Raw genomic sequence first — 14,409 nt, forward strand, 5'->3', positions numbered from 1 at the left:
CCTCACCCCGAACGGAACGCGCGGCGGTAGGCCTGCGGGCTCGTGCCCACCACCGCCCTGAACCGCTCCCGGAAGGCGGTCGGGGAACCGAACCCGGCCAGGCCGGCGATGTGCTCGACCGAGTGGTTCCCGGACTCGAGCAGGTACTGGGCGCGCCGGACGCGGGCGCGGTGCAGCCAGCGCATGGGTGTGGTCCCGGTCTGTTCCCGGAACCGGCGGCTGAGCGTACGGGTGCTCAGCCCGGCCCGCGCGGCGATCCGGTCGAGGGTGAGGTCGTGCTCGGCGTGCTCCTCCATCCACCGCAGGAGCGGTTCGAGGGCGGCCCCGTCGGGCACGGCCGGGCGGTCCGGCACGATGAACTGCGCCTGGCCGCCCTCGCGCTCGAGCGGTATGACGGACATGCGGGCGGTGTGCGCGGCCACCGCGGACCCGTGGTCGCGGCGCACCAGGTGCAGGCACAGGTCGAGCCCGGCCGCGGCGCCCGCGGAGGTGAGTACCGCCCCGTTGTCCACGTAGAGCACGTCGGGGTCGACCGCCACCTCGGGGTGGAGCTCGGCCAGGAGGGCCGCCCCGGCCCAGTGCGTGGTGGCGCGGAGCCCGTCCAGGAGCCCGGTCGCAGCGAGCACGAACGCACCCGAGCAGATCGAGGCCACGCGGGCGCCCCGGGCGGACGCCGCGCGCAGGGCCTCGACGATGTCCTGCGACGGCGGCTCCGCGGGGTTCTCCACCCCCGGGACGATGACGGTGTCGGCCTCGGCGAGCGCCTCCAATCCGTGTTCGGTACGCAGCCGGAAGGGACCCGCGGCGACCTCCTCGCGCGCGGAACAGACCAGGACCCGATAGGCCGGACGGCCGTCGGGCAGGCGGCTGCGGGTGAAGGTCTCGACCGGGGTGGTGAGGTCGAACCCCACCACGTCGTCGAGGGCGAGGACGGCCACGGTGTGCATGTCCGGATCTTATTCAACGACGGAAAACAGCCAGCCGGAAATCCCGGAACACTGGAGCACGTGACTGCTCCCACCAGGGTGGACGGGGTTGGCCGGATCCCGTTGAACTATGTCCGTCCAGCCCCTGGGACTGCGTTCCGGGCGCCCGTAACGTCGTGTCCCGGCGGTCGGAACGGCCGCCCGGAGAAGACACACGGGGGAGGGACGATGCGGGCCCAAGTGGTGCTGTTCGACGGGTTCGACCCGATGGACGCGGTGGCGCCGTACGAGGTTCTGTACGCGGGAGGGACGGCGTCCGGCGGGGCGCTCGAGGTCGAGCTGGTCTCGGCCGAGGGCGCACGCGAGGTGCCGAGCGGGAACGGGATGACGGTGTGGGCCACCGCCGCTCTGGACCCCGGCGCCGCCGACGTGGTGGTCCTTCCGGGCGCGGTCGGTGCCATGCCCGACCCGGCCTCGGAGGAGGTGGACGAGAACTCGATCCCCGCGATCCTCGGCCGCACCCTCACCACCGCACTTCCCGGGCTGATCGGGGAGGTCCTGGAACGCCCCGGGGCGCTGCTGGCGACAGTGTGCGGGGGGTCGCTCGTCCCGGCGATGGCCGGGTTGATCGAGGGCCGCCGGGCCACCACCCACCACATGGGCGCGGACTTCCTCGAGGCGACCGGAACGGTGCACGTGGACGCCCGCGTCGTCGACGACGGCGACCTGGTCACCGCGGCCGGGGTCACGTCCGGCCTGGACCTGGGGCTGTACCTGCTGGAGCGGGAGCTCGGACCGAGGATCGCGCTCTCCGTCGAACGGCTCTTCGCCCACGAGCGCCGGGGTGTCGTCTGGCGCGCCGAGGGCCTGGAGCCGGTCTCCTGACCACCACAGAAACGAGGAGGGAACGCCCATGCCGGTCACCGGGGACTGGGACCTGACCATCACGACGCCGATCGGCCGGATCGAGCCGACCGTGCGCATCACGGAGGAGGGCGGCGCGCTCTCCGGCATCGCCTGGACCGAGGGGGCCGAACCCGAGGAGCTGCTGGACCTGGAGTTCGACGGTGCCCGGCTCACCTGGCGCCAGCGTGTGCGCCGGCCGCTGCGGCTGAACCTGAGGTTCGAGCTGGATGTCGACGGCGACGAGCTCTCGGGGGTCTCGCGGGCGGGGCGCCTGCCGGCGTCGACCGTCCGGGGCCGCCGGACCCGAAGCTGACGCGGGGAATCGAGCCGCGGAAACGACGAAGGCCCGGAACGCTGTGCGCTCCGGGCCTTCGTTCGTGGCGGAGGATAAGGGATTCGAACCCTTGAGGGGTTGCCCCCAACACGCTTTCCAAGCGTGCGCCCTAGGCCACTAGGCGAATCCTCCGAGATCAACTCTACAGGTTCCGAAGGGGTGCTTCGTCCATCCCTCCGGCCGAGAACCGACCGCCGCCGAACGCTGGTGCGTGCGGCCGCGGGCAGACACTACCGGTTCCGTGGAGCGGTGTGCACACGCGTTCTCGGGGGTGGAGAGGGCCGCGATCGCGGGTTGGACAAGTCGGTTGTTCTTTCGGGTAGGCTTTGGGGCAGACCCCTCGTGCGGCGTCACCCTATGAACCTCCCCAGGGCCGGAAGGCAGCAAGGATAAGTGGGCTCTGGCGGGTGCGCGGGGGGTCCTTTTTTCTGTCTCCGGCAGCCCCGGAAGTCCCCCTCCCGGTTTCCCACGACCCGGCCCGAGCTGTCGGTGGTAGCGGGTTGAATGGACCCGTGGCAGGGACCAGGGGAGTGATCGCACCGTGAGCATCGCGCTGTACCGCAAGTACCGTCCGGCGACGTTCGGCGAGGTACGCGGTCAGGAGCACGTGACGGACCCGCTGCGGCAGGCGCTGCGCAGCGGACGCATCAACCACGCCTACCTGTTCAGCGGCCCGCGCGGCTGCGGCAAGACCACCAGCGCGCGCATCCTCGCCCGCTCGCTCAACTGCGAGCAGGGGCCCACACCCGACCCGTGCGGCACCTGCGACTCCTGTGTCGCGCTGGGCCCGGACGGCGGCGGCAGCATCGACGTCATCGAGATCGACGCCGCCTCGCACGGTGGTGTCGACGACGCCCGCGACCTGCGGGAACGCGCCTTCTTCTCGCCTGTGAGCTCGCGCTACAAGATCTACGTGATCGACGAGGCGCACATGGTCACCCGCGAGGGGTTCAACGCGCTGCTCAAGCTCGTCGAGGAGCCCCCGCCGCACCTGAAGTTCGTCTTCGCCACGACCGAACCCGAGAAGGTCATCGGGACGATCCGGTCGCGCACGCACCACTACCCGTTCCGGCTGATCCCGCCGACGACCCTCAAGGAGCTCATGGAGGACCTCCTCCAGGAGGAGGGCGTCCCCTACGAGCAGGCCGCGCTGCCCCTGGTCGTGCGCGCGGGCGCGGGATCGGCGCGCGACACCCTGTCGGTGCTGGACCAGCTCATCGCCGGTTCCGGTGACGAGGGCATCACGCGCGAGGGCGCGGTGGGCCTGCTCGGATACACCGACTCCAGCCTGCTGGGCGAGATGGTCGACGCGCTGGGCGACCGGGACGGGGCCGCGGCCTTCGGGCTGATCGACCGGATGGTCGAGGGCGGCCACGACCCGCGCCGTTTTGCGACCGACCTGTTGGAGCGGTTCCGCGACCTGGTGATCCTGGCTGCCGTGCCCGACGCCCTCGACAAGGGTCTGGTCAACGTCGCCCCGGAGGCGGTCGAGCAGATGCAGGGCCAGGCCTCCCGGCTGGGGCCGGCAGAGCTCACGCGCGCCGCCGACGTGCTCAACGCCGGGCTGACGGAGATGCGCGGGGCGACCGCGCCGCGGCTCATGCTGGAGCTGATGTGCTCGCGTGTGCTGCTGCCCGCGGTCGACTCCGACCGGACGGCGTTGCTGGCCCGGTTGGAGCAGATGGAGCGCCGGGTCGCCTCCGGAGCCGCGGCCCCGCAGGCCCCGCAGGTGGCGCAGGCCCCGCAGGCCCCCCAGGCGCCTGCGACGCCCCCGGCCGCTGCCCCGGCGCCCGCACCTCAGCCGGAACCGCAGGCTCCCGCTGCGCCTCCGGCGGCCCCGCCCGCGCCAGTGCGACAGCAGCAGCCCGAGGCACCGGTCCCGCAGCCGCAGCAGCCGGCCCCCGAGCGTTCTCAGGGTCCGGCCGAGCCCGCGGGCTGGTCGGGCTCCTCCCCGGCCCCGAGCCCGCAGCCCCAGCAGGCCGCTCCGGCCCCGGCGCAGTCCTCGGGCGGGGGCGTGGTCGACCTCGGCCGCCTCCAGGGCGCCTGGCACCAGGTGCTGGAGGCGGTCAAGAACCGGCGCCGGTTCACCTGGATGGTGCTGACCGGAAGCGACGTCGGCCCGGTCGCGGTCGAGGGCAACACCGTGCTCCTCGGGTTCTCGCGCCCCAACGAGGCCAAGGGCTTCGGTAACAGCGGCAGCGACCAGGTGGTCTCCGCGGCGATCCAGGAGGTCCTGGGCGTCGAGGTCAGGGTCGCCGCCGGTGGCTCGAACGGTCAGAACGGCTCGAACGGCGGTGGGGCCCCGGCCCGCCGACCGGAACCGCAGCGTCCGGCCGAACCCGCCGGATGGGGTGACCCGGCCCCGGCCCAGCCCGCACCCGCTGCCCCGGCCGATCCGGCACCCGCGCCGGCACCCGCGAGCACCCCGGAACCGCAGGGACCCGCCGCCGAGGAGCCCCCGGCCCCCGAGCCGCAGGCCGGTCCCGAGGCTCAGGCACCCGCACAGACCCCGTCGGGCCCGCCGCCGGACAAGATCGTCACCGGGCTGGAGGAGCCGCCGCCGGACCCGTACGAGGACGCCGCCGCGGCCCCGCCGCCCGAGCACGTCCCCGCGGACCCGCAGCGCCGCGCGCCGCAGGGGCCGGGGCCCGAGCAGCAGCCTGCCCCGTCCGCGCCGGCGGGAGACGCCGCTGGCCAGGCCGGATCCCCCGGTTCTGCGGGTTCTGCCGGTTCAACGGGATCGGCCGACGCATCGGGCCCCTCGGGTTCCTCAGGGGCTTCGGGCGTCGCGCTCATCGAGACCGAACTCGGCGGCAAGCTCATCGACGAGATCGAGCACGAGCCCCCTCAGGGCTGACCCCGCCGTCCCCCGGTCCGGGCACGGGCTCAGGGCCGCAGACTGCGCATGACCATGTCGACGAGGTCGTCGGTGTAGGCGTGGGTGAGCGGGGCGGTCCGCATCAGCCACCGCTTCAGGAACGGGCCGGTCAGCAGTTCCACCGCCAGCTCCAGGTCGGCGTCGGCGCGCACCTCGCCCGCGTCGATCGCGCTGCGCAGGCGCTGCTTGTACACCTCCGACCCAGGCTCGACGAGCAGCCCGGAGATCCGCTGCGACAGCTCGGTGTCGCGCTGGATCTCCGCGGTGAAGGCGCGCGCGATGCGGTCCATCGTGGGGTCGTTGAACTCGTCGACGGTGGCGCGCAGCACGGTTCTCAGGTCGGCCGCGAGGTCGCCCGTGTCCGGTAGGGCCTCGCCCGTCTGCTCCCCGGTCAGGTGGTTGAACACGTCCAGGACCACCGCGGACTTGGACGGCCACCACCGGTAGATGGTCTGCTTGCCGACCCGGGCGCGGGAGGCGATGCCCTCCATGGTCATCCGCGCGAACCCGACCTCGACGATGAGCTCCGAGGCGGCGTCGAGGATCGCACGCTCGGCCCGTGCGCTGCGGCGTTGCGGGTCCGGCGTCTGCCGTCCCCGGTCGTGTGGGGTGTTCTCCGTCATGGCGCCCACGGTACCCAGAAAAAGAACGAGACGTATCGTCTCGCATCAGGTACGTTCGTCCGCGACGCCATGCGAACGAGACGCGGCGTCTCGATGATGAAGGGGAGAAGGCCATGGCCAAGAACAAGGACAACCTGCTCGGTATGGGCGGACAGCGTTCCACCGTCTCGCGCTCCGACCTGAAGGGTGGCCGGGGCGGAGGTGTCGGCGGCGCCGACCGACAGGCGCGCGACCACAGACAGGATCTGCTGCGACGGATCCAGGAACGCAACGCACGCGCCGCTGACCAGGGGGCCGGCGGCGCATGACCGTGCGGGCCAGTCCCCTTCCGGCGGTCCTCGCCCCAGCGGTGAGGGCCGCCGTTGTGTGTCCGGGGTGATCAGCCGTCGGTGACCGGTGAGAGATCCCAGGCCCGGCCCTCCGGGGAGTCGAGCCAGATCCGGTGGGTTCCGTCGCCGGACACGGAGATACCGAAGCGTTCCGGCGCGGGTTCGCCCAGCTCCGACCACTCGTCGAGCGCGTCCTCGAACTCGTCCCAGATGCTGCGCGGGCCGCCCTGCTCGATCATCCACGACGTGCCGTACGGGTAGACGCGCACCCACGACTCGTCGGCGCGGTCGTTGACCCACACCCCCGAGCCCGTGCCGATCCACCGGCGCCGCACACGCCAGTCCGGCACCATCACCGACAGCGCGAACGCCGACGGGAACGACATCAGCGGCGCGATCGGGTCCTCCTGGGTCAGTCGGTACTCGTCCGGCTGCTGCCCGCTGTCGTGCACAGGCGGCAACTGCGGCCCGGGAACACGCAGCGGCACGAACCCCACACCCCCGTGGAAGGTCCCCCGCGCGGTCCCGTCGCCGGGGCACTCGAAGCGCGCCAGCACCCCGGCGCCCTCCAACGCACCCCACGGGCACACGATGAGTCCGTCCTCCGCGACCTGTTCCAGCCACGCGGGCGGCAGCGCGCGCACCCCGCACGTGGAGGTGATGCGGTCGTACGGGGCCCCCTCGGGGTGCCCCGCGTACCCGTCCGAAACGGTGATCCGGGGCGAGCGTCCCTCCGCCGTCAGTGCCTGTCGGGCGTTGCCGGCCACTCGGGGGTCGATCTCCACCGAGTCCACGGAGTCGTCGCCGAGCCGGTGCGCGAGCAGGGCCGTGTTCCATCCGGTCCCGGTCCCGATCTCCAGCGCACGGTGTCCGTAGGTGAGGTCGGCCAGGCCCAGGAGCCGGGCCAACACGGTCGGCGCCGAGCTCGATGACGTCGCCGCCTCGGCCTCCGGCGTGCGCGGGGTGGCCTCGTCGCCGCGCTGCCGGGGCACCCCGCCCTCGTCCAGGCGGGTGATGATCGCGTTGTCGGCGTAGACGGCGGCCAGCCAGCGTTCCGGGTTCCCGGCCGCGTTCAGGGCGGTCCCGCGCACGGTGGACGCCCCGGTGTCGGGGATGAAGGAATGTCGTGGGACGGCCCGGAAGGCCGCGATGAGACCGGGGTCGGTGAGGGTGCCGTCCGCGACCATCGCCTCGATCAGCGCCGAGTGGCGTTCCCTGGCGGTCAACACGTGTTCGGTCCCCCGTGACGTATCGGTCGTGCCCCTCGAGACACATCTACAACCGAAAGTGATGTTAGCGCTACTCTTCGTCTTGTTGGTGTGTGGAGGGCGGTTGCGGTGGGTCGGGCCGCACCGGATCGCAGGCCCTCCCGAGGTCGGCGCCGCTGCCGGGGAGTGATCGTGCGGGCTCGTTCGTTGTCGGGGCGAGGGGGTCACACGGGCACCCATCGGGTGCGACCGGAACCCCCTTCCGGGCGCCGACCGGACACAGGACGGCGCCGGACACGAGCGGTTACGCTCGCAGGAACAGCGACACAGCGATATCCGGCACCGCGGGTGCCGGCGAGGAGACGGCCGTGAACCCTGGCGGAATGGACATGCAGGCCCTGCTCCAGCAGGCCCAGCAGATGCAGGAACAGCTCGTCGAGGCGCAGAAGGCGCTCGACGAGGCGGAGGTCGAGGGCAGCTCCGGCGGTGGCCTGGTCAAGGTCAAGCTGAGCGGCCGCGGCCAGGTCGAGGACATCACCGTCGACCCCAAGGCGATCGACCCGGGTGACAGCGACGAGTCGGCGCAGACCATCGCCGACCTCGTGCTCGCCGCGATCCGTGACGCCGAGGCCCAGGTCGAGCGGATGCAGCAGGAGAAGATGGGCCCGCTCACCGAGGGGCTCGGCGGGATGCCCGGTGGCATGCCCGGCGGGATGCCCGGCCTTCCCGGTATGTGAGCCACCGTTCGCGGGTCGGTGACGGCGGCCTCCGCGTGCGCGAGAGGTCGTCGGCACGGATACCGTGGACGCTGAGAAGGGGAAGACGGGCCGCCCCCGAAGAGTCGGCCCGGTGAACGGGTAGGCGATGTACGAAGGCGCGGTGCAGACTCTGATCGACGAGCTCGGGCGGCTGCCCGGCGTCGGTCCGAAAAGCGCGCAGCGCATCGCCTTCCACCTTCTGTCCGCCGAGAACGCGGACGTCAAACGCCTCGTCAACGCGCTTGTCGAGGTCAAGGAGAAGGTGCGGTTCTGCTCGGTCTGCGGCAACGTGGCCGAGGAGGAGCAGTGCCGTATCTGCCGTGACGCGCGCCGCGACCCCGCCGTCGTCTGCGTCGTCGAGGAGTCCAAGGACGTCGTCGCAATCGAGCGCACCCGCGAGTTCCGCGGGACGTACCACGTGCTGGGCGGCGCGATCAGCCCCATCGAGGGCGTCGGACCCGACGACCTGCGTGTCAAGGAGCTCATGTCGCGCCTGGCCGACGGCCAGATCACCGAGATCATCCTCGCGACCGACCCCAACCTGGAAGGGGAGGCCACCGCGACCTACCTGGCGCGGCTGGTCAAACCCATGGGGCTGAAAGTCACGCGCCTGGCCAGCGGGCTCCCCGTCGGAGGCGACCTCGAGTACGCCGACGAAGTCACGCTCGGCCGCGCCTTCGAGGGCCGCCGGAGCTTGGAGTTCTAGCTCACATTTGCCCGTAATGCGGACGAAATCTGAGTAACCGTCGTTCGAACGGGTAAGCCCGAACGCTGGTGCGTCAAGTTGCCACGCCACCCAACCGCAGGTCGGAGCGGGTGCGCGAGGCGTCACTGGCTACACTCCGTTGTTAATTGTCTTGATCCCAACTCCTCAGGAGCATCGATCGTGGCCCTAATCGTGCAGAAGTACGGTGGGTCTTCCGTCGCTGACGCGGAAGCCATCAAGCGAGTAGCCCAAAGGATCGTGGCTCAGAAAAAGGCGGGACATGACGTCGTGGTCGTCGTCTCCGCCATGGGCGACACGACCGACGAACTGCTGGACCTGGCCGAGCAGGTCTCCCCGATGCCGCCGGCTCGCGAGCTCGACATGCTCGTGACCGCGGGTGAGCGCATGTCCATGGCTCTCGTGGCGATGGCGATCGAGAACCTCGGGTACGAGGCGCGCTCCTTCACCGGCTCCCAGGCCGGTGTCATCACCACGTCCCTGCACGGCAACGCGAAGATCATAGACGTCACCCCCGGCCGAATCGCCGAGGCCGTGGACGAGGGCGCGATCTGCATCGTCGCCGGTTTCCAGGGCGTCTCCCAGGACACCAAGGACATCACCTCGCTGGGCCGCGGCGGCTCCGACACGACCGCCGTCGCGCTCGCCGGTGCCCTGAACGCCGACGCCTGCGAGATCTACAGCGACGTCGACGGGGTCTTCACCGCCGACCCGCGTGTCGTACCCACCGCCCGCCGGATCCCCCAGGTCTCCTACGAGGAGATGCTGGAGATGGCCGCGAGCGGCACCAAGATCCTTCACCTGCGCTGCGTCGAATACGCGCGGCAGTACAACATCCCGCTGCACGTGCGCTCGTCGTTCAGTCAGAAGCCCGGGACCTGGATCGTTTCGGAAGTCGAGGAAAGCGAAGGCATGGAACAGCCGATCATCTCCGGGGTCTCCCACGACCGGAGCGAAGCCAAGATCACCGTCGTCGGAGTGCCCGACAAGGTCGGTGAGGCCGCGACGATCTTCAAGGCCCTCGCGGACGCAGAGATCAACATCGACATGATCGTGCAGAACGTCTCGGCGGTCTCCACGTCGCGCACGGACATCTCCTTCACCGTCCCCAAGGACACCGGCAAGGAGGCCGTCGCCGCGCTGAAGAAGGTCCAGGACAAGGTCGGCTACGACTCCCTGCGCTACGACGACAAGATCGGCAAGGTCTCCCTGATCGGCGCCGGCATGCGCTCCTACCCGGGTGTGACCGCGCGCTTCTTCGACGCGATCGCCGCCGCGGGCACCAACGTGGAGATGATCTCCACGTCGGAGATCCGCATCTCGGTCATCGTCGAGGAGGATCAGATCGACGCGGCCGTGCGCGCCGCCCACAGTGAGTTCCAGCTCGACGCCGACCAGGTCGAGGCTGTCGTCTACGGAGGTACCGGCCGATGAGCAACCGTCTTCCCACCCTCGCCATCGTCGGTGCGACCGGTGCCGTCGGCACGGTCATGCGCGACATCCTCACCCAGCGCGAGAACGTCTGGGGCGAGATCCGCCTGGTCGCCTCCGCCCGCAGCGCCGGCAAGGTGCTGAGCGTGCGCGGCGAGGACGTCACCGTGCAGGCCCTGGCCCCCGAGGTCTTCGACGGTGTCGACGTCGCCATGTTCGACGTGCCCGACGAGGTCTCCAAGGAGTGGGCCCCGGTCGCCGCCGCCCGCGGCGCCGTGGCCGTCGACAACTCCGGCGCGTTCCGCCTGGACCCCGACGTCCCGCTGGTGGTGCCCGAGGTCAACGCGGACCAGGTCCGCAACCGCCCGCGCGGCATCATCTCCAACCCGAACTGCACGACCCTGTCGATGATCGTGGCCATCGGTGCCCTGCACCGCGCCTACGGCGTCAAGGACCTGGTCGTCTCCTCCTACCAGGCCGCCTCCGGTTCCGGTCAGGAGGGCATCGACACCCTGCGCGACCAGATGTCGGCCGTGGCCGCCGACCGCAGCCTCGGCGACAAGGCCGGCGACGTGCGCGGGGCCGTCGACGAGCTGGGCCCGTTCCCGGCGCCGCTCGCCTACAACGTCGTGCCGTGGGCCGGCTCGCTCAAGGAGGACGGCTACTCCTCCGAGGAGCTCAAGGTCCGCAACGAGTCCCGCAAGATCCTGGGCATCCCGGACCTGCGTGTGGCCGCCACCTGCGTGCGCGTCCCGGTCATCACGACCCACGCGCTGACCGTGCACGCCACCTTCGACAGCGAGGTCCCGGCCGCCGACGCGCGCAAGCTCCTCGGTGACGCCGAGGGTGTCGAGGTCCTGGACGACCCGGCCAAGGGCGAGTTCCCCACCCCGGCCGACGTCGTGGGCACCGACCCGACCTGGGTCGGGCGCATCCGCCAGTCGATCGACGACCCGACGTCGCTGGACCTGTTCCTGTGCGGCGACAACCTGCGCAAGGGCGCTGCCCTGAACACCGCGCAGATCGCCGAGGTCGTGGCCCAGGAGTTCATCCAGGGCTGACCCCGCGGCCGGAGGGACCCCGAGGTCCCCGGCCCTGACGGTGTACGCCGCCGCCGACGGACCATTGATCCGTCGGCGGCGGCGTTTCTGTGTCTGCACGGTCTGTACATGCACGGTCGGTGTCGGCACACCCCGACCGGAACCCGGACCGGAACCCGGTGGACCCGCCGCGCGTCACGCCCCGGGCCCGGCGTCCGCGGGAGGGCGGGGCCGCGGCAGGGAGAGCCGGTAGACGAGCCGGCACTGGTCGGTGGTGCTGATGAGGTCGGAGGTCTCCACGGGGCGCCCGCGCGAGTAGTGGGTGCGCTCGACGACCAGGACCGGGACGCCCGGGGTGGCGTGCATGAGGTCGGCCTCGATCTCCTTCAGCGCACGCAGGCAGACCTCCTCCACGACCCCGTCGACGGGGTGGCCGACCGCTTCGAGCCGGGAGATCGGGCTCTGTCCGGGGGCGGCGTCGAAGGGTGTGTGCAGGGTTCCGGTGGTGATGAGGGCCGGTTCCCAGGACAGGTGCAGGGCCACGGGGCGGTCCAGCGCCATGCCGCGTGCGGTGGTCAGGTAGACGGGTTCGTCCGGGCGCAGGCGCAGGCGCGTGGAGACAGGGGGTTGGCTGCGCTGCTGTTCGGTGCCCACGACCTCGCGGCGGAGCCCGCCCAGGCCCTGGACGGAGCCGGTGTCGGTGCGCAGGATGTGGTGGCCCACCGGGTTGTCGGGCACGAAGTACCCGGCCCCGCGGCGGGCCTCGACGACGCCTTCGGTGGCCAGGAGGCGCAGGGCGGCACGGGAGACCTGTTCGCTGACGCGGTACCGGCGGGCGAGGCGGGTGCGGGAGGGCAGGCGGGTGCCGGGGGCGATCTCACCGCGCTGGATGGGGCGCCGGAGCTGCTCGGCGAGCCAGACGTAGCGTGGTTGCCTCTCCACGGCTCACGTGTTCCCGACGGCCGCCGACCCGGCCGCGGGTGTGGCTCTGAGGCGTCCCATGGTTGGGGGGTCGGGAGTGAACCTGCCAGATCGCCGAAGCTCGCCCATGTTCCCAGTAAAGCAGCGAAAAGCCCTGGTAGAAGCCCCTACTGGCAAGTAGGTGACGATGGGCCCGCACGGCGGACCGGTGCGGATCCGGCTCTGAACTGCGGGAACGCACGGTTCGCCGCTCGGCAATTCTGTAATTCTCTGATCACACAGGGCACACGCGACACCTCGGTGCAGCACGGCCCCCGGACGCTCGTGCGACAAACCCGGCGCGGAGCCCACCAGCCCCCTGTCGGGGGAATACTGGCGAGTACGTACCGTAATCGCGTGCACTGTGGGAAACTGCCCTCAAACCCACAGACACGGAGGCCCACGATGCCGAGCGGTCGGAATCGCCCCTGCTCCGGTTTCCCCGACACCCCCGATCACCAGGGCGCCCCGGGTGCCCCTGCCGCCCCCCTGCCTCCCCGCGACTGTGACGGGTAGAGGCGGGGCACCTCCAGGGAGAATGGTCGACAGCCGCACTTAGGAAGGCGCCGCCGTGAGCCCCCACCCCCCCACACCCGCTGGGCTCTACCCCGTACCCGCCTCGGACCCCGAGGCCATCCGTGTCCTGGTGGTCGACGACCACGCCCTCTTCCGCCGCGGCATGGTCTCCGTGCTCGACGACGAGAAGGACATCGACGTGCTCGGCGAGGCCGGCACCGGTGAAGAGGCCGTGCGTCTGGCAGGCGAGCTCAGACCCGACGTGATCATCATGGACGTGATGATGCCGGGCGCCGGCGGCATCGACGCGTGCCAGCAGATCCGGCGCACCACCCCGGACACCCGGTTCATCATGCTCACCATGAGTGACGAGGAGTCCGACCTCTTCGACGCCCTCAAGGCGGGGGCCACCGGCTATCTGCTCAAGGAGATCGGCGTGACCGACCTCGCCGGCGTCGTGCGCCAGATCGCGTCCGGACAGTCCACCGTGAACCCCTCCATGGCCACCAAGCTCATCGGGGAGTTCGCCGAGCTCGCCAAGCAGGAGAACACCGCCCCGCAGCCCCAGGCGGTCCCGGAGCTGACCCCGCGAGAGACCGAGGTCCTGCGCCTGCTGGCCCATTCGCTGAACAACCGGGAGATCGGTTCGCGGCTGTTCATCACCGAGAACACCGTGAAGAACCACGTGCGCAACCTCCTGGAGAAACTCCAGGTGCACTCCAGGACCGAGGCGGCCATCTACGCCGTGCGTTCCGGTCTGGCCTGAGACCCGACCGGAGAAACGCCCGAAACCCGCGAAAGGGGCTTCTCCGGAGGCGCATGAATTACCCTGCGTGACAATACGGGTACTTCATGTATGGGGGAGTCATGGTCACACAGCTCGCAGAAACCATGATGGACAGGCCGGAGCTCGGTTGGGTGGGTGTGCTCTTCGGGGTGATCATGGTGGTGATCGCCCTGGCCGTCCTCGTCCTGGTCATCGCCGCGCTCATCTCGGCCCTGATCAACCCGGACACCACCGGGGGCGGGAAGCTCCTGTGGGTGCTGGTGATCCTCTGGTACCCGATCATCGGCGCGGTGGCCTGGTTCGTGCTGGGGCGCAAGCGCCACCTGAACCGGTTGGTCGGGATCGACAAGGGCCCCCGCCACAGCGGCCCGCCCAGTAACGGCCAGCACAGCGACGTCGCCCAGCCCCCGCCCGGAGGGCCCGGCGCCCCGGGCTCAGGTCCCGGAGGGCCGTCCGGTGCGGGCCCTGCGTTCGGCCCCGGAACCGGCACCGCCTGACACCTGCCCGACACCAGAACGCCCCGGCCGCCGCGGCCGGGGCTCTCTTGTGTCCCGGGAGGGGCGCTCGGTGCGAGGTCTGACCGCTTCGTGGGGTAAGAAGCGTGCATGTCGCAATTCGCAGAGAACGTCCGCCGCTACTACACGCTGGTCGACGCCGACGATGTCCCCGGACTCATCGCCCTGTTCGCCCCGGACGCCGTCTACCGCCGCCCCGGGTACGAGCCCATGGTCGGCCGGGACAGCATCGAGGCGTTCTTCAGCGGGGAACGAGTGATCGCCGACGGCCGCCACGAGATCATCGAACTGGTGGAGGACGACGGGGCCGTGGCCGTCCGGGGCACCTTCGAGGGAACCCTCAAGGACGGCAGCGCGGCGACCGCGGAGTTCGCGGACTTCTTCACGCCCTCACCCGACGGGCTGTTCCACCGCCGGACCTCCTACTTCCACGCCCCCCTGATCTGACGTCCCCCGCCCCGAACACGACGGACG

General features: G+C 71.1%; 15 protein-coding genes, 1 tRNA gene and 1 other RNA gene. 12 read left to right on the forward strand and 5 right to left on the reverse strand.

Features of this window, described 5'->3' with window-relative positions:
• Positions 1-2: 2 nt before the first annotated feature.
• Positions 3-947: a GlxA family transcriptional regulator gene (locus IDM40_RS05510; RefSeq protein WP_193120819.1), complete on the reverse strand. Its 945-nt coding sequence runs from the start codon at positions 945-947 to the stop codon at positions 3-5.
• Positions 948-1,154: 207 nt separating this feature from the next.
• Between IDM40_RS05510 and IDM40_RS05515 the strand changes: the two genes are divergently transcribed.
• Positions 1,155-1,811 carry a DJ-1/PfpI family protein gene (locus IDM40_RS05515; protein ID WP_193120820.1) on the forward strand — a complete coding sequence of 219 codons (657 nt, stop codon included), beginning with the start codon at positions 1,155-1,157 and terminating at the stop codon, positions 1,809-1,811.
• A gap of 28 nt (positions 1,812-1,839) precedes the next feature.
• Positions 1,840-2,145, forward strand: a complete 306-nt coding sequence (locus IDM40_RS05520; RefSeq protein ID WP_193120821.1) for a hypothetical protein — start codon at positions 1,840-1,842, stop codon at positions 2,143-2,145.
• Between the two features lie 65 nt (positions 2,146-2,210).
• Here the strand turns inward: IDM40_RS05520 and IDM40_RS05525 are convergent.
• Positions 2,211-2,298: transfer RNA gene (locus IDM40_RS05525), tRNA-Ser, on the reverse strand.
• A gap of 199 nt (positions 2,299-2,497) precedes the next feature.
• Between IDM40_RS05525 and ffs the strand changes: the two genes are divergently transcribed.
• Positions 2,498-2,593: signal recognition particle sRNA small type (ffs, locus tag IDM40_RS05530), an RNA gene on the forward strand.
• Positions 2,594-2,707: 114 nt separating this feature from the next.
• Positions 2,708-5,023, forward strand: a complete 2,316-nt coding sequence (locus IDM40_RS05535; RefSeq protein ID WP_193120822.1) for a DNA polymerase III subunit gamma and tau — start codon at positions 2,708-2,710, stop codon at positions 5,021-5,023.
• Positions 5,024-5,052: 29 nt separating this feature from the next.
• Here IDM40_RS05535 and IDM40_RS05540 read toward each other — a convergent pair whose 3' ends face one another.
• On the reverse strand, positions 5,053-5,667 hold the full coding sequence (locus IDM40_RS05540) for a TetR/AcrR family transcriptional regulator (protein WP_193120823.1): 615 nt from the start codon (positions 5,665-5,667) through the stop codon (positions 5,053-5,055).
• A gap of 113 nt (positions 5,668-5,780) precedes the next feature.
• Here IDM40_RS05540 and IDM40_RS05545 point away from each other — a divergent pair, with 113 nt between their 5' ends.
• Positions 5,781-5,975 (forward strand): DUF6243 family protein, encoded by a 195-nt coding sequence (locus IDM40_RS05545; RefSeq protein ID WP_193120824.1) that lies wholly within the window; start codon positions 5,781-5,783, stop codon positions 5,973-5,975.
• 71 nt (positions 5,976-6,046) lie between these two features.
• Here the strand turns inward: IDM40_RS05545 and IDM40_RS05550 are convergent, their stop codons facing one another.
• Positions 6,047-7,222 carry a methyltransferase domain-containing protein gene (locus IDM40_RS05550; RefSeq protein ID WP_193121016.1) on the reverse strand — a complete coding sequence of 392 codons (1,176 nt, stop codon included), beginning with the start codon at positions 7,220-7,222 and terminating at the stop codon, positions 6,047-6,049.
• Positions 7,223-7,587: 365 nt separating this feature from the next.
• Between IDM40_RS05550 and IDM40_RS05555 the strand changes: the two genes are divergently transcribed.
• The 4 genes from IDM40_RS05555 (at position 7,588) to IDM40_RS05570 (ending at position 11,178) form a co-directional block, all read left to right on the forward strand.
• Positions 7,588-7,941 carry a YbaB/EbfC family nucleoid-associated protein gene (locus IDM40_RS05555; protein WP_017614235.1) on the forward strand — a complete coding sequence of 118 codons (354 nt, stop codon included), beginning with the start codon at positions 7,588-7,590 and terminating at the stop codon, positions 7,939-7,941.
• 127 nt (positions 7,942-8,068) lie between these two features.
• Entirely contained in the window at positions 8,069-8,668 is a 600-nt protein-coding gene (gene recR / locus IDM40_RS05560) for a recombination mediator RecR (RefSeq protein ID WP_017614236.1), read from the forward strand.
• A 180-nt stretch (positions 8,669-8,848) separates the two neighbouring features.
• Positions 8,849-10,120: an aspartate kinase gene (locus tag IDM40_RS05565; RefSeq protein ID WP_193120825.1), complete on the forward strand. Its 1,272-nt coding sequence runs from the start codon at positions 8,849-8,851 to the stop codon at positions 10,118-10,120.
• On the forward strand, positions 10,117-11,178 hold the full coding sequence (locus tag IDM40_RS05570; protein ID WP_193120826.1) for an aspartate-semialdehyde dehydrogenase: 1,062 nt from the start codon (positions 10,117-10,119) through the stop codon (positions 11,176-11,178). The genes IDM40_RS05565 and IDM40_RS05570 overlap by 4 nt, the downstream gene beginning before the upstream one ends.
• A 174-nt stretch (positions 11,179-11,352) precedes the next feature.
• Here the strand turns inward: IDM40_RS05570 and IDM40_RS05575 are convergent, their stop codons facing one another.
• A complete protein-coding gene (locus tag IDM40_RS05575) occupies positions 11,353-12,099 on the reverse strand; it encodes a GntR family transcriptional regulator (RefSeq protein ID WP_193120827.1) in 747 nt (248 codons plus the stop codon).
• A 589-nt stretch (positions 12,100-12,688) separates the two neighbouring features.
• Between IDM40_RS05575 and IDM40_RS05580 the strand changes: the two genes are divergently transcribed.
• The 3 genes from IDM40_RS05580 to IDM40_RS05590 all read left to right on the forward strand — a co-directional run bounded on the left by IDM40_RS05580 (position 12,689) and on the right by IDM40_RS05590 (position 14,382).
• A complete protein-coding gene (locus IDM40_RS05580; RefSeq protein WP_193120828.1) occupies positions 12,689-13,399 on the forward strand; it encodes a response regulator in 711 nt (236 codons plus the stop codon).
• A gap of 101 nt (positions 13,400-13,500) precedes the next feature.
• Positions 13,501-13,917 carry a PLD nuclease N-terminal domain-containing protein gene (locus IDM40_RS05585; protein ID WP_193120829.1) on the forward strand — a complete coding sequence of 139 codons (417 nt, stop codon included), beginning with the start codon at positions 13,501-13,503 and terminating at the stop codon, positions 13,915-13,917.
• Positions 13,918-14,025: 108 nt separating this feature from the next.
• Complete coding sequence (locus tag IDM40_RS05590; protein WP_193120830.1) at positions 14,026-14,382, forward strand: nuclear transport factor 2 family protein; 357 nt, start codon at positions 14,026-14,028, stop codon at positions 14,380-14,382.
• The last annotated feature ends 27 nt before the right edge of the window (positions 14,383-14,409 follow it).

Origin of the sequence: Nocardiopsis coralli, from assembly GCF_014892575.1 — a bacterium.
GTDB lineage: Bacteria > Actinomycetota > Actinomycetes > Streptosporangiales > Streptosporangiaceae > Nocardiopsis > Nocardiopsis coralli.

What these genes read in the sequence shown, in the direction of transcription:
- IDM40_RS05510 (WP_193120819.1), bottom strand. Translation starts at nt 947, where the DNA reads ATGCACACCGTGGCCGTCCTCGCCCTCGACGACGTGGTGGGGTTCGAC.
- IDM40_RS05515 (WP_193120820.1), top strand. Translation starts at nt 1,155, where the DNA reads ATGCGGGCCCAAGTGGTGCTGTTCGACGGGTTCGACCCGATGGACGCG.
- IDM40_RS05520 (WP_193120821.1), top strand. Translation starts at nt 1,840, where the DNA reads ATGCCGGTCACCGGGGACTGGGACCTGACCATCACGACGCCGATCGGC.
- IDM40_RS05540 (WP_193120823.1), bottom strand. Translation starts at nt 5,667, where the DNA reads ATGACGGAGAACACCCCACACGACCGGGGACGGCAGACGCCGGACCCG.
- IDM40_RS05545 (WP_193120824.1), top strand. Translation starts at nt 5,781, where the DNA reads ATGGCCAAGAACAAGGACAACCTGCTCGGTATGGGCGGACAGCGTTCC.
- IDM40_RS05555 (WP_017614235.1), top strand. Translation starts at nt 7,588, where the DNA reads ATGGACATGCAGGCCCTGCTCCAGCAGGCCCAGCAGATGCAGGAACAG.
- recR (WP_017614236.1), top strand. Translation starts at nt 8,069, where the DNA reads ATGTACGAAGGCGCGGTGCAGACTCTGATCGACGAGCTCGGGCGGCTG.
- IDM40_RS05570 (WP_193120826.1), top strand. Translation starts at nt 10,117, where the DNA reads ATGAGCAACCGTCTTCCCACCCTCGCCATCGTCGGTGCGACCGGTGCC.
- IDM40_RS05585 (WP_193120829.1), top strand. Translation starts at nt 13,501, where the DNA reads ATGGTCACACAGCTCGCAGAAACCATGATGGACAGGCCGGAGCTCGGT.
- IDM40_RS05590 (WP_193120830.1), top strand. Translation starts at nt 14,026, where the DNA reads ATGTCGCAATTCGCAGAGAACGTCCGCCGCTACTACACGCTGGTCGAC.